The 19,198-nt window shown below is 69.8% G+C and carries 18 protein-coding genes; 10 read left to right on the top strand and 8 right to left on the bottom strand.

Annotated features, from left to right (window positions below):
* Positions 1 to 64: 64 nt before the first annotated feature.
* Positions 65 to 1,255 carry a lipase family protein gene (locus JYK18_RS08045; protein WP_206801502.1) on the top strand — a complete coding sequence of 397 codons (1,191 nt, stop codon included), beginning with the start codon at positions 65 to 67 and terminating at the stop codon, positions 1,253 to 1,255.
* A 54-nt stretch (positions 1,256 to 1,309) separates the two neighbouring features.
* Here JYK18_RS08045 and JYK18_RS08040 read toward each other — a convergent pair whose 3' ends face one another.
* Complete coding sequence (locus JYK18_RS08040) at positions 1,310 to 2,977, bottom strand: cytosine permease (protein ID WP_206801501.1); 1,668 nt, start codon at positions 2,975 to 2,977, stop codon at positions 1,310 to 1,312.
* A gap of 198 nt (positions 2,978 to 3,175) precedes the next feature.
* Between JYK18_RS08040 and pdxH the strand changes: the two genes are divergently transcribed.
* The 3 genes from pdxH to JYK18_RS08025 all read left to right on the top strand — a co-directional run bounded on the left by pdxH (position 3,176) and on the right by JYK18_RS08025 (position 6,649).
* A complete protein-coding gene (gene pdxH, locus JYK18_RS08035; RefSeq protein ID WP_206801500.1) occupies positions 3,176 to 3,862 on the top strand; it encodes a pyridoxamine 5'-phosphate oxidase in 687 nt (228 codons plus the stop codon).
* Positions 3,863 to 3,971: 109 nt separating this feature from the next.
* A complete protein-coding gene (locus JYK18_RS08030) occupies positions 3,972 to 5,198 on the top strand; it encodes an MFS transporter (protein ID WP_206804089.1) in 1,227 nt (408 codons plus the stop codon).
* 59 nt (positions 5,199 to 5,257) lie between these two features.
* Positions 5,258 to 6,649 (top strand): APC family permease, encoded by a 1,392-nt coding sequence (locus JYK18_RS08025; protein ID WP_206801499.1) that lies wholly within the window; start codon positions 5,258 to 5,260, stop codon positions 6,647 to 6,649.
* Positions 6,650 to 6,669: 20 nt separating this feature from the next.
* On the opposite strand, the gene JYK18_RS08020 is transcribed toward JYK18_RS08025, so the two are convergent.
* Positions 6,670 to 7,494, bottom strand: coding sequence for an MBL fold metallo-hydrolase (locus JYK18_RS08020; protein ID WP_206801498.1), 825 nt, complete (start codon positions 7,492 to 7,494; stop codon positions 6,670 to 6,672).
* Positions 7,495 to 7,549: 55 nt separating this feature from the next.
* Between JYK18_RS08020 and JYK18_RS08015 the strand changes: the two genes are divergently transcribed.
* Positions 7,550 to 8,455 (top strand): aldose 1-epimerase family protein, encoded by a 906-nt coding sequence (locus JYK18_RS08015; protein WP_206801497.1) that lies wholly within the window; start codon positions 7,550 to 7,552, stop codon positions 8,453 to 8,455.
* Positions 8,456 to 8,480: 25 nt separating this feature from the next.
* Positions 8,481 to 9,695, top strand: a complete 1,215-nt coding sequence (locus tag JYK18_RS08010; protein ID WP_206801496.1) for an amidohydrolase — start codon at positions 8,481 to 8,483, stop codon at positions 9,693 to 9,695.
* Here the strand turns inward: JYK18_RS08010 and JYK18_RS08005 are convergent.
* Complete coding sequence (locus JYK18_RS08005) at positions 9,680 to 10,252, bottom strand: Uma2 family endonuclease (protein ID WP_206801495.1); 573 nt, start codon at positions 10,250 to 10,252, stop codon at positions 9,680 to 9,682. The two genes, JYK18_RS08010 and JYK18_RS08005, sit on opposite strands and share 16 nt — an antisense overlap.
* A gap of 22 nt (positions 10,253 to 10,274) precedes the next feature.
* Positions 10,275 to 11,423 (bottom strand): acyl-CoA dehydrogenase family protein, encoded by a 1,149-nt coding sequence (locus tag JYK18_RS08000; RefSeq protein ID WP_206801494.1) that lies wholly within the window; start codon positions 11,421 to 11,423, stop codon positions 10,275 to 10,277.
* A gap of 78 nt (positions 11,424 to 11,501) precedes the next feature.
* Here JYK18_RS08000 and JYK18_RS07995 point away from each other — a divergent pair, with 78 nt between their 5' ends.
* From JYK18_RS07995 to JYK18_RS07980, 4 genes are all read left to right on the top strand, one after another.
* Positions 11,502 to 12,104 (top strand): TetR/AcrR family transcriptional regulator, encoded by a 603-nt coding sequence (locus tag JYK18_RS07995; protein WP_206801493.1) that lies wholly within the window; start codon positions 11,502 to 11,504, stop codon positions 12,102 to 12,104.
* A 10-nt stretch (positions 12,105 to 12,114) separates the two neighbouring features.
* On the top strand, positions 12,115 to 13,047 hold the full coding sequence (locus JYK18_RS07990) for a carbohydrate kinase (RefSeq protein WP_206801492.1): 933 nt from the start codon (positions 12,115 to 12,117) through the stop codon (positions 13,045 to 13,047).
* A gap of 218 nt (positions 13,048 to 13,265) precedes the next feature.
* Positions 13,266 to 14,579 (top strand): citrate synthase, encoded by a 1,314-nt coding sequence (locus JYK18_RS07985; RefSeq protein ID WP_206801491.1) that lies wholly within the window; start codon positions 13,266 to 13,268, stop codon positions 14,577 to 14,579.
* A 67-nt stretch (positions 14,580 to 14,646) separates the two neighbouring features.
* Complete coding sequence (locus JYK18_RS07980; RefSeq protein WP_206801490.1) at positions 14,647 to 16,005, top strand: deoxyribodipyrimidine photo-lyase; 1,359 nt, start codon at positions 14,647 to 14,649, stop codon at positions 16,003 to 16,005.
* Here JYK18_RS07980 and JYK18_RS07975 read toward each other — a convergent pair.
* From JYK18_RS07975 to JYK18_RS07960, 4 genes are read right to left on the bottom strand one after another with little or no spacing between them, the layout of a single operon-like run.
* On the bottom strand, positions 15,995 to 17,194 hold the full coding sequence (locus JYK18_RS07975; RefSeq protein WP_206801489.1) for an ABC transporter permease: 1,200 nt from the start codon (positions 17,192 to 17,194) through the stop codon (positions 15,995 to 15,997). The two genes, JYK18_RS07980 and JYK18_RS07975, sit on opposite strands and share 11 nt — an antisense overlap.
* Positions 17,191 to 18,096 carry an ABC transporter ATP-binding protein gene (locus JYK18_RS07970; protein ID WP_206801488.1) on the bottom strand — a complete coding sequence of 302 codons (906 nt, stop codon included), beginning with the start codon at positions 18,094 to 18,096 and terminating at the stop codon, positions 17,191 to 17,193. The genes JYK18_RS07975 and JYK18_RS07970 overlap by 4 nt, the downstream gene beginning before the upstream one ends.
* On the bottom strand, positions 18,089 to 18,649 hold the full coding sequence (locus JYK18_RS07965) for a hypothetical protein (RefSeq protein WP_206801487.1): 561 nt from the start codon (positions 18,647 to 18,649) through the stop codon (positions 18,089 to 18,091). The genes JYK18_RS07970 and JYK18_RS07965 overlap by 8 nt, the downstream gene beginning before the upstream one ends.
* A complete protein-coding gene (locus tag JYK18_RS07960; protein ID WP_206801486.1) occupies positions 18,646 to 18,915 on the bottom strand; it encodes a helix-turn-helix transcriptional regulator in 270 nt (89 codons plus the stop codon). The genes JYK18_RS07965 and JYK18_RS07960 overlap by 4 nt, the downstream gene beginning before the upstream one ends.
* Positions 18,916 to 19,198: the final 283 nt, after the last annotated feature.

Raw genomic sequence — 19,198 nt, 5'->3', positions numbered from 1 at the left:
AGTCCCACCCGCCAGCCCGCCACCACCCTCAACGGAGCCGCTTCGCGGCACTGAGGAGAAATCCATGCGCCGAGCCCTGGCCGCCCTGACCGTCGCACTGGTCGCGCTGACCACCGGTGCCCTTCCCGCGCAGGCGGCCAGTCCGCCGGTGCCCTCGGAAGATCCCTTCTACACCCCGCCCGACCAGCTGTCCGGCGAGCCGGGTGACGTGCTGCGCCAGCGCGCGGTCGACGTCAAGGTCGGGCCGTTCCCGGCCCCGGTGAAGGCGTGGCAGCTGCTCTACCGCTCGACCTCGGCGACCGGCCAGGCGAACGCGGTGTCCGGCACGCTGCTGCTGCCACCCATCCCGTGGACGAACGGCCCGCGCCCCCTGCTCACCTACGCCGTCGGCACGCACGGCATCGGCGACGCCTGCGCGCCGTCGTACAAGCTGCGCACCGGCACCGAGAACGAGGTCGCGCTGATCGGCCAGGCGCTCAGCAAGGGCTGGGCCGTCGTGCTCACCGACTACGAAGGCCTCGGCACACCGGGCACGCACACCTACGCCACCGGCCAGTCCGAAGGCCGCGCGATGCTGGACGCCGCGCGAGCCGCGCTGACGGTGGGCGAGGCGGGCCTTTCGCCGGACGCGCCGGTCGGCGTGTTCGGGTACTCGCAGGGCGGGCAGGCGGCGGCGTTCGCGGGTGAACTGCACCCGTCGTACGCGCCGGAGCTGAAGGTGACCGGGGTGGCCGCGGGCGGCGTGCCCGCCGACCTGAACGCGGTCGCGAAGTTCAACGACGGCGGCCCCGCGTTCGGCCTGGTCCTCGGCGCGGCGACCGGCTTGGCGACGGCCTACCCGGACGTGCCGTTCGAGTCGATCCTGAACGACCGCGGGCGCAAGGTGGTCTCGCGCATCCAGGACGCCTGCACCATCGAACTGGGCGCGGCCGCACCTTTCGCACGGCTGCGCGACTTCGTGACCATCCCCGACCCGCTGGCCGACCCGCGCTGGCAGGCACGGCTCGCGGAGAACCGGGCGGGGGACCGCGCCCCTTCGGCACCGGTGTTCCTCTACCACGGCACGCTGGACGAGCTGATCCCGTTCAAGGTGGGCAAGGCGCTCCTCTCGCGCTACTGCGCGGCGGGCGTGACGGTGCAGTGGCAGACCTTCCCGCTGCTGGAACACATCGGCGGCGTGGCGGTGGGCGGACCGGTCGCCATCGAGTGGCTCTCCTCCCGTTTCGCCGGAACCGCCCCCAAGTCCTCCTGCTGAGGTGCAGTGAATGTGGCTTTCACTGCCGAATCCGCAGTGAAAGCCACATTCACGTCACTCCGGACGGCGCACGGTGGGCATGGGCAGGGCCACCGGCGAGGCACCTGGGGCTTGGCACTGGTCGTGGCAGGTCGAGTCCAGGGTGCAGCAGAGCGAGCAGATCGCCCCCTGCTGCCGCGAGCAGTCCGCGATGTCCGGCAGCTCGTACGCGTCACCGCAGACGGTGCAGGTGTGGGTGGCTTGCAGGTCCCCGGTGGCGACCGTGTTCGGGCGCGCCAGGTAGTAGCGGCCCTTGGTCAACCACGCCAGCAGCGGCACGCAGACGACCGCGATCACCAGCGCCAGCAACGGGCTGAAAGCCGCCGGGTACTGGCCGAAAGCACCGAAGTACGCGGTGATCGAGACCGCCGACGCGAAGACCATCGAGCCGAAGCCGACCGGGTTGATCTTGTGCAGGTAAGCCCGCTTGAACTCGACGTACCGCGGCGACAGCCCCAGCGGCTTGACGATCAGCAGGTCCGCGCACACCGCGCCGATCCACGCGATCGCCACGTTCGAGTAGAACCCCAGGATCTTGTTCAGCAGCGCGAACGCGCCGAACTCCATCAGCGCCAGCGCGATCCCGCAGTTCACCAGCACGTACCAGACCCGGCCGGGGTGCCGGTGCAGCACGCGCGAGAAGAAGTTCGCGAACGAGAGAGAACCCGAGTAGGCGTTCGTTGTGTTGATCTTGATCTGCGACACCACCACGAACAGAGCCGCGAAGGTGAGGGCCACCGGGCCCAGCGCGGGCTTCACCGCCTCCAGGTACGGCGCGATCGGCTCCAGCGCGTGCGTCTCGCCGACCACCCCCAGCGCCAGGAACGCCAGCAACGCACCACCGATCTGCTTCGCCGCGCCCAGGACCACCCAGCCGGGGCCCGCGGCGAGCACCGCGGCCCACCACGAGCGCTTGTTCGCCGCCGTCTTCTCCGGCATGAACCGCAGGTAATCGGCCTGCTCGCCGATCTGCCCGATCAACGACAACGCCACCCCCATGCCGAAGCCGAACCCGATCGCGGAGAACTGCGACCCGGCCCCCTCGGTCCCGCCGAACGAGGCGAACTCCGCCAGCCTGCCCGGCTCCCGCACGGCCACCACCACGAACGGGAGGATCAGCCCGGCGATCCACAGCGGCTGCGTCCAGGTCTGCATCTTCGCCAGCGCGCCCATGCCGTACAACGCGAACGGCAGCACGATCAGCGTGGACAGCAGGTACCCGATCGGCAGCGGCACCCCCAGCGCCAGGTCGAACGCCTGCGCCATGATCGAGCCCTCGAGCGCGAAGAAGATCACCGTGAAGCTGGCGTAGACGAGCGAGGTCAGCGTCGAACCGAAGTAGCCGAACCCGGCACCGCGGGTGAGCAGGTCCATGTCCACGCCGTACTTCGCGCAGGCCGCGGCGATCGGCGCGCCGGTGACGAAGATGACCAGCGCGGCGGCCAGGATGGCCAGTACCCCCGAGGTGAACCCGTAGCTGAACACGATGCTCGCGCCGATGGCGAAGTCGGCCAGGTAGGCGATGCCGCCGAGCGCGGTGGTGGCCACCACCAGCGGCCGCCAGCGGCGGAACGAGTGGGCGGCGAAGCGGAGCGAGTAGTCCTCGCGGTTCTCGTTGGCCGCGAGCCTGGCGTACCGCCGTTGTGGCGGGGCCTCTTTCCTAGTGGGGATGGTCTCCGTCATGGCTACCTCCAGTCCGGGAAAACAGACCGAAGGTAGGGACGGGTTTTTGCGCCCGTGTGGCGCGAGGTAAGCGGTGAGTTACGAGTGGGGGACAACGAGGTGGCAGGAGTCACCGTTCTGTGGGTTTCGCCACCGCGGTCCAGCCCCTACCGTCGGGTGAATCAATGACGGCCCTACAGGGCACGGAGGTTGGCGAACATGCCGGAGCTCGACAACGCGAACGGTGCGGCTGACGTGGACGTGGCCATCCGGCTGCCCGGCATGCGGGTGGCCTACGAAGGTGACGCCCTCGACGAGGAGAACCTCGCCGCCACCTGGACCGAACAGCTGCAGTCCTGGCTCGACCAGGCCATCCACGCCGGGGTCCCGGAAGCCAACGCGATGGTGCTCGCCACCGCCGACGGCGAGGGCCGCCCGTCCAGCCGGACGGTGCTCTGCAAGGGCCTCGACCAGCGCGGGGTGGTGTTCTACACGAACTACACCTCGAACAAGAGCCACGACCTCACCGTCACCCGGTACGCGTCGGCGACCTTCCCCTGGTACTCGCTGCACCGCCAGGTGCACGTCCGGGGCGAGGTGGAGAAGGTGGACATCACCGAGACCGCCGAGTACTGGGCCTCCCGCCCGCGTGGATCCCAGCTGGGCGCCTGGGCCAGCCCGCAGTCGCGGGTGGTCGACGGCAGGCGCGCGCTGGACAACGCGCTGCACGCGATCGAGCGCCGGTTCGCCGACACCGAGCAGGTGCCCTTCCCGCCGCACTGGGGTGGCTGGCGCATCCGCCCGGACGTGGTGGAGTTCTGGCAGGGCCAGCGCGACCGCCTGCACGACCGGCTGCGCTACGTCCGCACCGACGACGGCTGGAAGGTCGAGCGCGTCGCCCCGTAGCGAAAATCACGCGACGGCAACCACTTAGGCTCGCTAAGCTTCTCCGGTGAGCACCGACGCGGGAACCAGGAAACCGAAGGGCGCCCGCAAGGTACTCGGCTCGATCGTGATGGACACGCGTCCGTTGCGGATCCCGGCCTTCCGCCGTCTCTGGCTGACCACCGTGGTCACCGCCATCGGCAGCCAGCTGACCGCCGTCGCGGTGCCCAAGCAGGTGTTCGACCTGACCGGTTCGTCCGGTTACGTCGGCCTGACCGGGGCCGTCGCGCTCGTCCCGCTGCTGGTGTTCGGCCTGTGGGGCGGCGCGATCGCGGACACCGTGGACCGCCGCAAGCTGCTCATGGTGACCAACACCGGTATCGCGGTGACCGCGGCGCTGCTGTGGGCGCAGGCCTTCTTCGCGGTGAACTCGGTCTGGGTGGTGCTCGCCCTGCTCGGCGTGAACCAGGCCTTCTTCGCGATCAACATGCCCACCCGCAGCGCGGTGGTGGCGCGGCTGGTGCCCGAGGAACTGCTGCCGCCGGCGATCGCGCTGCAGAGCACGATGAGCCAGTTCGGCGCGGTGTTCGGCCCGCTGGCCGCCGGCGCGCTGCTGCCGATCGTCGGTCTGTCCACTTTGTACCTGGTGGACACGGTGGCGCTGGCGCTCACGCTGTGGGCGGTGTGGAAGCTGCCCGCGATGCTGCCGCTGTCCGGGCTGGTCCGCCGCGCCGGGCTGCGCGACGTGCTCGACGGGTTCCGCTACATGGGCACCCAGAAGGTGCTGCTCGCCTCGTTCGTGGTGGACGTGATCGCGATGGTGGCGGGCATGCCGCGCGCGTTGTTCCCGGAGATGGCCGAGCGGACCTTCGGCGACCCGCCGGGCGGCGGCCTCGCGCTCGGCTGGCTGTACACCGCGATCCCGCTCGGCGCGATGCTGATCGGGCTGATGTCCGGCTGGCTCACCCGGATCAGCAGGCACGGGGTGGCCGTGGTGGTCTCGATCGCCGCGTGGGGCCTGTGCGTGATCGCCTTCGGCCTGGCCGACTCGCTGTGGCTGGCGATCGTCTTCCTGGCACTGGCCGGCGCGGCCGACATGGTCAGCGCGATCTACCGGATGGCCATCCTCCAGGCCGCCTCCACCGACGAGATGCGCGGCCGGATGCAGGGCGCGCTGACTGTGGTGGTCGCGGGCGGGCCGCGCATCGCCGACCTGTCCCACGGCTGGGCCGCGGCCGGGGTCGGCACGGCCGCCGCGACCAGCGGCGGCGGGGTTCTGGTGATTCTCCTACTCCTGGTCGCGGTACTGCTCCTGCCCGCTTTCTGGCGGTACCGGGCCCCCGTCGCCAAGACGTGACGAAGAACTGATCAATCCGGACTGTCGGTCACGGAAGTGATGCGGCACACTCTTGCCGCATGGCGGACACGACGACAACCGAGCCCGAGCAGACCGGTCCGGCCGGTCAGCCGAGCCTCAAGCGGGTGATGGGCTCCAAGCTGCTGCTGTTCTTCGTGGTCGGGGACATCATCGGAACCGGCGTCTACGCGCTCACCGGACAGGTGGCCGGCCGGGTCGGCGGGGCACTGTGGCTGCCGTTCCTGCTCGCGTTCGTGGTCGCGTTCATGACCGCGTTCAGCTACCTGGAACTGGTGGGCAAGTACCCGCAGGCGGCCGGTGCGGCGCTGTACACGCACAAGGCGTTCAAGATTCGCTTCCTCACCTTCATGGTCGCCTTCGCGGTGATGTGCTCGGGGATCACCTCGGCCTCCTCGGCGGCGAAGGCCTTCGGCGACACCTACCTGGCGGAGTTCATCACGGCGCCGATGCCGCTGGTGGCCATCCTCTTCGTGATCGGCCTGGCGCTGATCAACTTCCGGGGCGTCGCCGAATCGGTGAAGACCAACGTGGTGCTGACCTGCATCGAGATCGGCGGCCTGCTGATCATCATCGGGGTCGGCGTGTGGGCGGTGCTCAACGGCAACGGTGACGCCTCGCGGCTGACCCAGTTCGACACCGAGAACCAGACCATGCTGGTGGCGATCACCTCGGCCACCTCGCTGGCGTTCTTCGCGATGGTCGGCTTCGAGGACTCGGTGAACATGGCCGAGGAGTGCAAGGACCCGATCCGGATCTTCCCGAAGGCGATGCTGTGGGGCATGGTCATCGCCGCGACCATCTACATCCTGGTCTCGGTGACCTCGTCGCTGCTGGTCCCGGCCGACGACCTGGAGGCGGCCAAGAGCAGCGCCCTGCTGAAGGTGCTCGACGTCGGCGCGCCCGGCTTCCCGCGCGAGGTCTTCTCCGCGATCGGCCTGTTCGCCGTGATCAACTCGGCGCTGATCAACATGCTGATGGCCAGCCGCCTGCTCTACGGCATGGCGAACCAGCGGATCATCCCGAAGCAGCTGGGCACGGTGCACCCGTTCCGGCGCAGCCCGTGGGTGGCCATCATCTTCACCAGCCTGATCGCCATCGGCCTTGTGTCCTTTGTGGACATCGGGGTGCTGGGTGGCACGACGGCGTTGCTGCTGCTGGTGGTCTTCGCCATCGTCAACGTGGCGGTACTGGTGCTGCGCAAGGAAAAGGCGGCGCACAAGCACTTCAAGGCGCCGACGGTGATCCCGATTCTGGCCGCGATCTTCTGCGTCTACCTGGTCACCCCGCTGTCCGGCCGACCGGCGCGGGACTACACGGTGGCGGCGATCCTGCTCGCGGTCGGCCTGGTGCTGTGGGGGATCAACTGGCTGGTCATGCGCGCCACCCACTCGGAGGCCGACCGGCAGCCGATCGAACCCCCGGTGGGCTGACGCCTTTCGGTGGGACTGCGTCAGTGCCGTTGCGCCTGGCGCAGTTCCACCGGGTCGTGGGCGGAGAACACGGTCACCTCGTTGTGGTGACCCGCGGCCAGTTCCCGCAACCGGCCCAGGTTTTCCAGGCGGGCGCGGCGATCGGTCTGCGTGAGGTTCTGGAACGCGGTGAGCACCGGCGGGCAGTGCGGCTGCCCCGGGTTCAGCTGGCCGTGGAAGAAGTACGCGTCGCCTGCGTGCAGGAGCCAGCCGTCGCCGGTGTCCACCGCGACGCCCGTGTGGCCCAGGGTGTGCCCGGCCAGCGGCACCATCAGGATCTCCGGCGGCAACCCGGCCAGTTCGCGCACCGCGGTGAAGCCGAACCAGTCCTCGCCGGGTTCGGTGTAGGTCTTCCACTTCGGGCCGTGCTCGAACTGCACCTTCCGGTACCGCAGGCGTTCGGCGGCGTTGGCCGGAGCGGTCAGCGCCCGGTGCTCGCGCTCGAAGACGTGCACCGTGGCGTGCGGGAAGTCGGCGAGCCCGCCCGCGTGGTCGAAGTCGAGGTGGGTGAGCACGATGTCGCGCACGTCACCGAGGGCGTAGCCCAGTTCGGTGACCTGCCGCGCGGCCGATTCCGCCCGGGTCGGGGCGGCGCTGAGCAGCCGGCGCGACGGCCCCATCCACGGGCCGGGCCGTTCCACCGCCTGCAGCCCGAGCCCGGTGTCGACGAGCACCAGCCCGTCGGCGGTCTCGACCAGCAGGCAGTGGCAGACCAGCCGGGCGCGGTGGATCGGCCCGCCCTGGCCGTCGACCAGCCTGCCGCCGGTGGGCCGGAACGTGCCGCAGTTCAAGTGATGCACCTTCACGCGAACCAAGCTTGCGCACCCCGGCCCGAATGTCCAGCCGGTAGATTGCAGCGCCATGGCCAATCCCACTGGAGCACAGTTCGAGATCACCCGCGGCGGGGCCCGCGCGGTCGTCACCGAGATCGGCGCCGGCCTGCGTGCCTTCGAGGTCGGCGGGGTGCCGTTCCTGGAGACCTTCGGCGAGGACGAGAAGCCGCCGAAGGGTGCCGGGCAGGTGCTGCTCCCGTGGCCCAACCGCACCAAGGCCGCGCAGTGGGTGTACCAGGGTGAGAAGCAGGAACTCGAGGTCACCGAGGAGAAGCGCGGCAACGCCATCCACGGGCTGACCCGCCGCGAGGAGTGGGAACTGCTGGAGCACGCCGAGTCGTCCATCACGATGGCGGTGGACGTGCCGGAGCAGCCGGGCTGGCCGGTGCCGCTGCGCGCGACGATCACCTACGAGGTCGCGCCGCGCGAGCTGACCGTGACCCACGAGATCCGCAACGAGGGCGAGTCGGCGATCGGCGTCGGCCTCGGCACGCACCCGTACTTCCGGCTGGGCGACACCCCGACGGACGACCTGACGCTCACCCTGCCCGCCACCCGCGTGCGGCCGTACGACGCCGAGGCGCAGCTGCCGTACCAGGAGGAGCAGGACGTCGACGGCACCGACTACGACTTCCGCGACGGCGTGATCCTCGGCGGCGTCGACCTGGACACCGCGTTCGGCGGCCTGACCACCGAGGCCGACGGCAACCACCACTTCCGCCTGTCGTACGAGGACAAGCAGCTCGACGTGTGGGCGGGCCCCGACTTCAAGTGGGTGCAGGTGTTCACCCCGGCGGAGCTGGTCGGCCGCGGTCGCGGCATCGCGATCGAGCCGATGACGTGCCCGGCGGACGCGCTGAACTCCGGTACCGACCTGATCGAGCTGGGCCCCGGCGAGTCGTGGACCGGTAGCTGGGGGATCCGGGTGTCCTGAGCCGGTTTGGTTTAGCGTGTCGACCATGGTGAGCGCGATTGTTGGTGGCTATGTGGTGCCCGTCGACGGTGAACCGATCGACGGTGGCACGGTCCTGATCGAGGGCGGGCGGATCACCGCCGTCGGTGCCGAAGCCGACGTGGACGTCCCGGAGGACGCCGAGCTGGTCGACGCGTCGGGGTGCTGGGTGCTGCCCGGGTTCATCGACGCGCACGCGCACCTCGGCGTGCACGAGGAGGGCGAGGGCTGGTCGGGCAACGACGTCAACGAGATGACCGACCCGAACGGCGCCCGGTTCCGCGCGATCGACGGCATCGACCCGACCGAGACCGGCTTCGACGACGCGCTCGCCGGTGGGGTGACCAGCGCGGTGATCAAGCCGGGTTCGGGCAACCCGATCGGCGGGCAGACCGTCGGCGTGAAGACCTGGGGCCGGACCGCGCTCGACATGGTGTTCGCCGAGCAGGTCAGCGTGAAGAGCGCGCTGGGGGAGAACCCGAAGCGCGTGTACGGCGACAAGGGGCAGACGCCGTCGACCAGGCTCGGCGTGGCGGCGGTGCTGCGCGAGGCGTTCACGAAGGCGCGGGATTACCAGGCCCAGCGCGAGCACGCCCGTAGCGAGGGCAAGCCGTTCGACACGGATCTCACCAAGGAGGTCCTGGCGAAGGTGCTCGACGGGGAGCTGTACTGGGACCAGCACGTGCACCGGGCCGACGACATGGTGACCGCGATCCGGCTGGCCGACGAGTTCGGTTACCGGCTGGTGATCAACCACGGGACCGAGGGACACCTGATCGCGGACCTGCTGGCGGAGCGCGAGGTGCCGGTGATCCTCGGGCCGCTGTTCACCACGCGGAGCAAGGTGGAGCTGCGGCACCGGACGCTGCGCTCGGCGGGGATCCTGGCGCGTGCCGGGGTGAAGATCGCGATCACCACGGATCACCCGGTGATCCCGATCAACTTCCTGGTCTACCAGGCGGCGCTGGCGGTGAAGGACGGGCTCGACCCGGAGACGGCGCTGCGCTCGCTGACGGTGAACCCGGCGGAGATGCTCGGCCTGGACGACCGGGTCGGGGCGCTGGCGCCGGGCCTGGACGCCGACGTGGTGATCTGGTCCGGGGACCCGCTGGACGTGATGAACCGGGCGATGCGCGTGTTCATCCGGGGGCGGGAGGTCTACCACTTCGACGAGGCGACCGGTGAGGGCGTGGTCGCGCCGCGCCGCTACCGGGAGAGCTGACCGAGGTCGAGTTCCAGCGGGAAGGGCTCCGGCAGGGTGATCCTGCCGGATACTTCCGGCGCGTTCTGATACCCGAAGCCGGACGCGAGGTGGCAGACCGTGAGGGAGACCGGCTCGGTCAGGTCGACGATCCAGTAGTGCGGAATGCCCGCGTCGGCGTACTCGCCGTGCTTGATCACGTGGTCCGTGCGCCGCGAACTCGGCGATACGATCTCGACCACGATCAGCACGTCCTTCGCGGAGATCAGCCGCCCGCTCTCGTCCGCCCGCTTGACCCCACCGAGATCGGCGACGATCAGATCCGGCCGCCGCGAGAACCCCAGCTCGTCCGGCGCGGCCAACTCCAGATCGATGTCGATGGCGTGCACGACCGTCCAGCGGCTCGGCGCCTGCCCGGCCAGTTGAGTCCACAGCTCCAGCATGGCGAAGTTGTGCGCCGGTCCGGGGTTGGGGGAGAGCAGCAGCCGCCCCTCCAGGAGTTCCGTGTAGCAGGACTCCGTCTCACCGAGCGCGGCGTACTCCGCGACCGTCAGAAGCGGCGCCTTCCCTAAGATCACATGTGGATTATGCCACTTGCCGTCAGGCCTTTCGCAGTTCTCGGGCGATGACGACCCGTTGGATCTGGTTCGTGCCTTCGAAGATCTGCGGCACCTTCGCCTCCCGCATGTACCGCTCCACCGGGAAGTCCCGCGTGTACCCCGCGCCCCCGAGTACCTGGACCGCGTCGGTGGTCACCTTCATCGCGGCATCCGTCGCCACCAGCTTCGCGATCGACGCCTGCCGCTGGAACGGCAGCCCTCGGTCCCGTCGGCGCGCCGCGTCCAGGTACATCGCGCGCGACGACTCCACCGCGGCGGCCATGTCCGCCAGCATGAACTCGACCCCCTGGAACTCGATGATCGACCGACCGAACTGGGTGCGGTCCTTCGCGTAGGCCACCGCCTCGTCCAGCGCCGCCTGGGCCAGGCCGACCGCGCACGCCGCGATCCCCAGCCGCCCCGAGCTCAACGACGCCAGCGCGATCTTCAGCCCGTGCCCCTCCGACCCGATCAGCCGCGAGGCGTCCACGCGGGCGTTCTCGAACCGCATCTGGGCGGTGGTCGAGCCGGTCAGGCCCATCTTCCGCTCCGGCGCCGAGGCCGACATGCCCTCCGTCGCACCGTCGACCAGCAGGCAGGAGATGCCACCGCTGCCCGGTTCGTCCGAAGTGCGCACCATTGTGGTGTAGAAGTCCGCCTCACCACCGTGCGTGATCCACGCCTTGGTCCCGTTGACCACGTACTCCGACCCGTCGAGCCGCGCGCGGGTGGACAGCGCCGCCGCGTCCGAGCCTGCCTGCAACTCCGACAGCGCGTACGCGCCGAGCAGGCCGCCCTCCAGCATCTCCGGCAGCCACCGGTCGCGCTGCGCGTCCGTGCCGTGGTGCGCCAGCGCGAAGCAGGACATCGTGTGCACCGACAACCCGACGCCCACCGACATCCACGCGCTCGCGATCTCCTCCAGCACCTGCAGGTAGACCTCGTACGGCACCTCGCCGCCACCCCAGCGCTCGGAGTACGGCAGTCCCAGCAGCCCCGACTTGCCCAGCAGGGCGAACTGCTCGCGGGGGAACCGGGCGGCTTCCTCGTACTCCCCGGCCAGCGGCGCCAGCTCTTCGCGGGCGATTTCGCGGGCGAGGTCGACGAGGTCCTTCGCCTCGGTCGACGGCAGCAGGCGCTCCGCTGGCATTACTGTCCTCCACGATGAGACACGATCAAAGCAGTACTGAAAACAGTACTGAGGGACACTTCAGAGTACTGTACGGCCATGGCTGATGTCGATGCCCGCGCGCGGGCACCCCGCAGGCAGCCGACCGCGCGGCAGCGCGCCCTGCTCGCCGACCTCGAGGAGCTCTTCCTCGCCGAGGGCTTCGCCGAGTTCACCCTCGACGACCTCGCCACCCGCATGCACTGCTCCAAGTCGACGCTGTACGCGCTGGCGCCGAGCAAGGAGCAGCTCGCGGTCAAGGTCGTCGGCCGCTTCTTCCGCGGCGCGGCCGAGCGGATCGAGGCGAGCATCGCCGAGCTCACCGACGCCAGGCAGCTCATCGGCACCTACCTCGACGGCGCCGCCGAGCACCTCAAGCGCGCTTCACCGGCGTTCATGCGCGACATCGCCGAGTTCGCCCCGGCCCGCGCCGCCTACGAGCTGAACAGCCGGGCCGCCGCCGAGCGCATCCGCGGCTTCATCAACAAGGGCGTGCGCGACGGCGTCTTCCGCACCGTCCAGGCCACGCTGATCGCGGAGATGGCCGGGCTGATCATCGAAGGCATCCAGACCGGCGTGATCGCGTCGCGGGTGCAGGTCTCCGACGCCGAGGCCTTCACCGCGCTGGCCGAACTGCTGCTCGGCGGACTGGCCGCGGGGTAGCATCTGGCGCGTGATCGTTGTCGGTGGTGAAGCGCTGGTCGACCTGGTACCCGGTGAGTCCACTCTGGACGGTGGCCTGCGGCCGCTGCTGCCCCGGCTCGGCGGTGGCCCGTACAACGTGGCGCTCGCCGCGGGACGCCTCGGCGTGCCGTCCGCGTTCCTGTCGCGGGTGTCCACCGACCGGTTCGGCGAGGCGCTGATCGCCCGGCTGCACGCCTCCCATGTGGACACCGCGCTGGTGCAGCGCGGCGACGAGCCGACCACGCTCGCCGTGGTGGCGCTCGACGAGACCGGCTCGGCGCACTACACCTTCTACACCGAGGGCACCGCGGACCGGTTGTTCACCGATCCGGGTCCGCTGCCCGCGTCGGCGAAGGTGCTCTCGCTGGGCACCCTCGGCATGGTCCTCGAACCTGGCGCCTCGGCGTACGAATCCTTGCTGCGCCGCGAATCCGAGCGCGGCCTGCTCACCGCGCTCGACCCGAACATCCGGGCCGACCTGATCGCCGACCCGGCCGCCTACCGCGCGCGGTTCGCCTCCTGGCTGCCGCACGTCCGCCTGCTGAAACTTTCGGTGGAGGACGCCGAGTGGCTCGCCGACGGCACCGACGCGGTGACCGCCGCGCGGGACTGGCTCGCCGCGGGCGCCGGTGCGGTGGTGCTCACCCACGGGGCCGACGGCCTGTCCGCGCACACCCGCGGCGGCGACCTGGCCCACGTGCCCTCCGCGAAGGCGCGATTGGTCGATACCATTGGCGCCGGCGACACGGTGCAGGGCGCGCTGCTCGCCTGGTTCGCCAAGCGGGACGTGCTCGACCCGGTCGCGCTGGACGCCGCGGCCTGGACCGAGGCCCTCTCCTACGCCGCCCGCGCGGCGGCGGTCACCGTCTCCCGCAGCGGGGCCGAGCCGCCCACCGAGGCGGAGCTGGACGCGCCCGGATAGCCGGAAGTCTCACCAGGCGTGTGAATCTCGTCGCAAACCGTTCGTCACTGATAACACAGTGGCTGCGCGAGGGGCCCCCTCTCGACTAGCGTGGAGGAGAATTCATACCCCAGCGGGGCGGTGTGCAGCGAGGCCAACGGCCGCCTCGCGAGTGACATGAGGCAACCTGTGCGACCTGCAGGCGCCGCCGGCCCGTGCGAACAGTGAGAGGTACTTTCATGTCGGACGCTACGTCCGCGCCGAGCGGCTCCCAGACCGTTTCGCTGCGGCTGCCGAATGGCGAGCACGAGCTGAAAGTGGTCCACGCTGTCGAGGGCGCCCCCGGTATCGAACTGGGCAAGTTGCTGGCTTCCACCGGGTACATCACGCTCGACCCCGGTTTCGTGAACACCGGCGCCGCCTCGTCGTCCATCACCTACATCGACGGTGACGCCGGAATCCTGCGCTATCGCGGTTATCCGATCGAACAGCTCGCCCAGCACTCGAACTTCATCGAGGTCTCGTACCTGCTGATCTACGGTGAGCTGCCGACCCCGGAGCAGCTGGAGTCGTTCACCTCGAAGGTGAACCGGCACACCCTGCTGCACGAGGACCTCAAGCGCTTCTTCGACGGCTTCCCGCGCGACGCGCACCCGATGCCGGTGCTGTCCAGCGCGGTGTCCGCACTGTCCACCTTCTACCAGGACTCGCTGAACCCGTTCGACGAACCCAACGTGGAGCTGTCGACCATCCGCCTGCTGGCGAAGGTGCCGACGCTGGCCGCCTACGCCTACAAGAAGTCGATCGGGCAGCCGTTCCTCTACCCGGACAACTCCTACGGCCTGGTGGAGAACTTCCTGCGGATGACCTTCGGGCTGCCCGCCGAGCCGTACGAGGTGGACCCCGAGGTCGCCAAGGCGCTCGACCTGCTGTTCATCCTGCACGCCGACCACGAGCAGAACTGCTCCACCTCGACCGTGCGGCTGGTCGGCTCGTCCGAGGCCAACCTGTTCGCCAGCATCTCAGCGGGCATCATGGCGCTGTTCGGCCCGCTGCACGGTGGCGCGAACAGCGCGGTGCTGGACATGCTCGAGGGCATCCAGGCCGACGGCGGCGACGTGGCGAAGTTCGTCGAACGCGTGAAGAACAAGGAAAAGGGTGTCCGCCTGATGGGCTTCGGGCACCGGGTCTACAAGAACTACGACCCGCGCGCGAAGATCATCAAGACCACCGCGGACTCGATCCTCAACAAGCTCGGCGTCAACGACGAGCTGCTCGACATCGCGAAGAAGCTGGAAGAGACCGCGCTCTCGGACGACTACTTCATCGAGCGCAAGCTGTACCCGAACGTCGACTTCTACACCGGACTGATCTACCGGGCGCTGGGCTTCCCGACGCAGTACTTCACCGTGCTGTTCGCGCTCGGCCGCCTGCCCGGCTGGATCGCCCACTGGCGCGAGATGATCAACGACCCGGCCACCAAGATCGGCCGCCCCCGCCAAATCTACACCGGCGAGAAGGAGCGGGACTACACCCCGATTTCGGACCGCTGACGATCCACTTCGGTGATATGGCCCCTGAACGTGCGAAGCGCGGTCGGGGGCCATATCGTTTTCCGGCATGGCCGACAACGCTCCAGCGATCCTGTGGTTCCGCCGGGATCTGCGGCTGGGTGATCACGCGGCCCTGCTGACCGCGGCGAAATCCGCGAGCCGTGTGCTCGCGCTCTACGTGCTCGACGACGCGCTGCTGAAGCCCTCCGGCGCGCCCAGGGTGGCCTTCCTGCACGGCTGCCTCCGCGCGCTGGACGACCAGCTTTCCGGCCGCCTGCTGGTGGTGCGCGGTGATCCGGAAAAGGTGCTGCCCGAGCTCGCCAAGGCGATCGGCGCGCGCAGCGTGCACGTCCACGCCGACACCGCGCCCTACGGCCGGAAGCGGGACCGGGCGGTCGCCGCGGAGCTGGACCGCCACGGGGTCGACTGGGTGGAGACCGGGTCCTCCTACGCCATCACCCCCGGCCGCATCACCAAACCGGACGGCGAGCCGTACCGCGTGTTCACCCCGTTCTTCCGCGCGTGGCTGCGGCACGGCTGGCCTTCCCCCGCGAAGACCTCGGCGTCCACAGTGGACTGGATCACGCCGGACGGCCTGCCCGGCGTGGATCTTCCCGCCGACCCGGACCTCGGCTCGATGCGCCTGCCGGAGCCGGGGGAGCGGGCCGCGCTGGCGACCTGGGAACGGTTCCGCGAGGAGGGACTGGCCGGCTACGACGCCCGGCGCGACCGGCCCGACCTCGACGGGTCCAGCCGCCTTTCCCCGTACCTGCGCTGGGGTTGCGTGCACCCGCGCACGCTGCTCGCCGACCTGGGGGACGAGGACGAGGCCTTCCGCGCCGAACTGGCCTGGCGCGAGTTCCACGCCGACGTGCTCTGGCACCGGCCGGAAACCGCGCGGCGCAACTACAACTCGCGGTTCGACGGCATGCAGCACGAGACGGGCGCCGCCGCGCGTTCGGTCTTCGAGACGTGGTGCGAGGGGCGCACGGGGTACCCGGTGGTCGACGCCGGGATGCGCCAGCTGCTCGCGGAGGGCTGGATGCACAACCGGGTGCGGATGATCGTGGCGAGCTTCCTGGTCAAGGACCTGCACCTGCCGTGGTGGTGGGGCGCGCGGCACTTCATGCGGCACCTGGTCGACGGGGACCTCGCCTCGAACCAGCTGAACTGGCAGTGGGTGGCGGGCAGCGGCACCGACGCCGCGCCCTACTTCCGGATCTTCAACCCGATCACCCAGGGGGAGAAGTTCGATCCCAGCGGGGAATACGTCCGGCGGTACGTGCCCGAACTCGCCGGGTTGTCCGGCAAAACCGTGCACCAGCCGTGGAAAGCCGGGTTGCCGGACGGCTACCCGGCACCCGTGGTCGATCACGCCCACGAGCGCCGGGTGGCCTTGGAACGCTACGGCGCGCTCAGCCCCTGAGCGCGTCGGCCAGCTTGACCCGGCTGCCGGTGCGGAGCACCGCGTTGCGGTAGATCTTGCCGCCCAGCCAGGTGAACAGCGCCACCGCGGCCACGGTGAGCACCAGCGCCAGCGCGACCTCCCAGCCGGACACCACGCCCGCGGCGATCCGGCCCGGCATCAGCACCGGCGAGAGCAGCGGCACCAGGGAGAGCGCCGCGGCCAGGCCGCTCTCCGGGTCCTGGATGAGCACGTTGAAGCCGACCAGGAAGCCGATCAGCAGCACCATGGTCACCGGCATCATTGTCGACTGCATGTCCTCCTGCCGCGACACCAGCGCGCCGGCGGCGGCGAAGATGGTGGCGTAGAGGAAGAAGCCGAGCAGGTACCAGAGCAGACCCCAGAGAATGGTGCCGGTGGCCACGCCGGACAGGGTGATCACGCCGGAGATCGTGGTCATCGCCAGCGCGGCCCCGGCCAGGATGAGCAACTGCACCAGGCCGACCAGGCCGAGGCCGATGACCTTGCCGAGCAGCAGCTGCCACGGGCGGACGGTGGACAGCAGGATCTCCACCACCCGGCTGGACTTCTCCTCGACCACGCCCTGGGCCACCATCGAGCCGTAGGTGGTGATGCTCATGTAGAGCAGCACGACCATGGCCAGGCCGATGGCCATGCGCTGACCGCGTTCGGGATCGGGCTGTTCGAGCTGCTCCACCTTGACCGTGGTGGCCTGCACGGTGGCCAGCACCTGCTCCGGGTCGTCGACCGCCTGGGCCAGCACCCCGCCGAGGACCTCGTTCTGCGCGATCTGGTTCAGGATGGCGCCGAGCTGCGGGTCCAGCTCGGTCTTCACCAGCACCTGGAGGTCGGCGCGGCTGCCGGTGAGCACGGCGTCGAGGTCGCCGTTCTCGACCTGCTTGCGGGCCTCGCCGAGATCGGTCACGGTGACTGTCTCGATCTCCTCGCCGAGCGCGGTTCCCTGCTGCTTCAAGGTGTCCGCGATGCTCGCGGTCTGCCCGGCGAGGCCGACCGACTGCTTGTCCGCGCTGCTGAACAGCGAGGCCTGCAACAGCACGTACCCGCCGAGGAAGGCCAGGATCAGCACGGTGCCGATGACGAAGGACCTGGTGCGCAGCCGGGTGTTCAGCTCGCGCTGGGCGACCAGCCGGACCGCGGTGAAGCCGCCGGCCGAGCGGGTGGGGTTCATCGGGCCTTCTCCTCGGTGACGACGTTGCGGAACAGTTCGGTCAGCGACGGCTGGTGCCTGCTGAACCCGGTGACCGGACCGGTGGCGAGCGCGGTGGTGAGCACCGCCTGGTCGTCGGCGCCCGGTTCGAGTTCCAGTTCGGTGGTGGTGCCCTCGCTCAGGACGCGGACGCCGGGGATCGCGGCCGCCCAGCCGGGCTGGGCCCGTGGCGCGGTGACGCGCAGGCGGGTGGCGGCGTCGGCGGTCAGCCGGTCCACCGAGCCGGTGGCCACCATGCGCCCGCCGCGGATGATGCCGACGCGGTCGCACAGCCGCTCCACCAGGTCGAGCTGGTGGCTGGAGAACACCACCGGCACCCCGGCGGCCGCCTTTTCCTTGAGCACGTCGCTCATCACGTCCACCGCGATCGGGTCCAGGCCGGAGAACGGTTCGTCCAGCACCAGCACCGCCGGATCGTGCACCAGCGCGGCGGCGAGCTGAACGCGCTGCTGGTTGCCGAGGCTGAGCTTTTCGACCTCTTCGGCGCGACGCTCCTTGAGGCCGAGCCGGTCGATCCAGCTCTGCGCGCTGGTGTGCGCCTCGTCGGTGCTCATGCCGTGCAGCCGGGCCAGGTAGACCAGCTGGTCGAGCACCTTCATCTTCGGGTACAGCCCGCGTTCCTCGGGCATGTAGCCGATCCGGGTGCGGGTCTGGTGGTCGACCGGGGTGCCGCCGAAGCGGACCTGCCCGGCGTCGGCGGCCAGCACGCCGAGCACGATGCGCATGGTGGTGGTCTTGCCGGCGCCGTTGCTGCCGACGAAGCCGAACAGCTCGCCGCGCACGTCGAAGCTGACCTGGTCGAGGGCGACCAGGTCGCCGAATCGCTTGGAGACGCCGTCGATCTCCAGCCGGTTTTCAGGCATCGGTTTCCTCCCCGGGAGCCGGTTCGATGAAGTCTTCTGGGTCGTCGTCGGGCAGGGACCAGCCGAGGACGAGGGTGGGCACGGAGGAGCCGAGCACCATCAGCGCGGCCAGCATCATCGCGCCCCGGTAGGCCGCGTTCGTGGTGCCGTTGACCACCATCAGGTAGGCGAAGGCGACGATGATCACGAAGAACATGGCCTGGTAGCCCACGTAGTTGACGCGGTGGCGCCACTCGCGCTCGCGCTCGTCGAGCAGGGCGGAGAAGGCGGTGCTCATCCGGCCGGTGAGGATGCGCAGCAGGACGAACCCGGTCATCCACACCGCGAACCCGCCGAACCACAGCCCGGCGAAGAGCCACCAGTTCTCGCGGTGCACGGTCGCCGCCGCGCCGATGATGACCAGGTTGCCCGCCAGCATCACCACGGTGAACCGGCGGCGGTGGGCGCGGGTGCGCCACCGGGGCAGCATCCGCGCGCGGTCGCTTTCCTTGCGCTCCTGGATTTCGAGCTGTTTCTCCCACGACGCGCTGAAGCGTTCGCGCAGTGAGGTCATGGGGTCTCCCTTGAATAGACCTGCGTGGACAGCGGGGTGAACGGCTGCCGGTTGAACACCGCTTCGACCGGCAGGCCGAACACGTCGCAGAGCCGGAACGCCAGGTCGAGGCTGGGATAGTGGTCGCCCCGCTCGAGCGCGCCGATGGTCTGCGGATTCACCTCCACCGCCTCCGCGAGCTGCGCGCGGCTCATCCCGCGCTCCGCCCGCAACACCTGGAGCCGGTTGTGTATCGGCAGCTCTTTGCCACGTCTGACCGGACTCATGGAACATACTGTTGCAAAAACCCAACGCCTCGTCAAATTTACCCAAGGGGGCGGGGTGCTTACCAGGCGTGATCCGGGCGGGGTGCAGTGAATGTGGCTTTCACTGCGGAATCGGCTGTGAATGTGGCTTTCACAGCACGGGGCAGGGCAGCGGCGGACGGTGCGGCACGGCGCGGCATGCGGCGGGGCGGCGGCCATGTCACGAATGTGGCTTTCGAGACGTGTGGCGTCTCGAAAGCCACATTCGTGACATCGGTGGCGGCTGCCGGAGTGGCCATGCGGC

It is taken from the genome of Amycolatopsis sp. 195334CR (assembly GCF_017309385.1).
Classification (GTDB): domain Bacteria; phylum Actinomycetota; class Actinomycetes; order Mycobacteriales; family Pseudonocardiaceae; genus Amycolatopsis.
This window is presented reverse-complemented; position numbering and strand designations above follow the sequence as displayed.

Excerpts from the sequence above, each read along its gene's own strand:
- JYK18_RS08045 (WP_206801502.1), top strand. The coding sequence starts at position 65 with ATGCGCCGAGCCCTGGCCGCCCTGACCGTCGCACTGGTCGCGCTGACC.
- JYK18_RS08040 (WP_206801501.1), bottom strand. The coding sequence starts at position 2,977 with ATGACGGAGACCATCCCCACTAGGAAAGAGGCCCCGCCACAACGGCGG.
- pdxH (WP_206801500.1), top strand. The coding sequence starts at position 3,176 with ATGCCGGAGCTCGACAACGCGAACGGTGCGGCTGACGTGGACGTGGCC.
- JYK18_RS08030 (WP_206804089.1), top strand. The coding sequence starts at position 3,972 with ATGGACACGCGTCCGTTGCGGATCCCGGCCTTCCGCCGTCTCTGGCTG.
- JYK18_RS08025 (WP_206801499.1), top strand. The coding sequence starts at position 5,258 with ATGGCGGACACGACGACAACCGAGCCCGAGCAGACCGGTCCGGCCGGT.
- JYK18_RS08015 (WP_206801497.1), top strand. The coding sequence starts at position 7,550 with ATGGCCAATCCCACTGGAGCACAGTTCGAGATCACCCGCGGCGGGGCC.
- JYK18_RS08010 (WP_206801496.1), top strand. The coding sequence starts at position 8,481 with ATGGTGAGCGCGATTGTTGGTGGCTATGTGGTGCCCGTCGACGGTGAA.
- JYK18_RS08000 (WP_206801494.1), bottom strand. The coding sequence starts at position 11,423 with ATGCCAGCGGAGCGCCTGCTGCCGTCGACCGAGGCGAAGGACCTCGTC.
- JYK18_RS07995 (WP_206801493.1), top strand. The coding sequence starts at position 11,502 with ATGGCTGATGTCGATGCCCGCGCGCGGGCACCCCGCAGGCAGCCGACC.
- JYK18_RS07985 (WP_206801491.1), top strand. The coding sequence starts at position 13,266 with ATGTCGGACGCTACGTCCGCGCCGAGCGGCTCCCAGACCGTTTCGCTG.
- JYK18_RS07980 (WP_206801490.1), top strand. The coding sequence starts at position 14,647 with ATGGCCGACAACGCTCCAGCGATCCTGTGGTTCCGCCGGGATCTGCGG.
- JYK18_RS07975 (WP_206801489.1), bottom strand. The coding sequence starts at position 17,194 with ATGAACCCCACCCGCTCGGCCGGCGGCTTCACCGCGGTCCGGCTGGTC.
- JYK18_RS07970 (WP_206801488.1), bottom strand. The coding sequence starts at position 18,096 with ATGCCTGAAAACCGGCTGGAGATCGACGGCGTCTCCAAGCGATTCGGC.
- JYK18_RS07965 (WP_206801487.1), bottom strand. The coding sequence starts at position 18,649 with ATGACCTCACTGCGCGAACGCTTCAGCGCGTCGTGGGAGAAACAGCTC.
- JYK18_RS07960 (WP_206801486.1), bottom strand. The coding sequence starts at position 18,915 with ATGAGTCCGGTCAGACGTGGCAAAGAGCTGCCGATACACAACCGGCTC.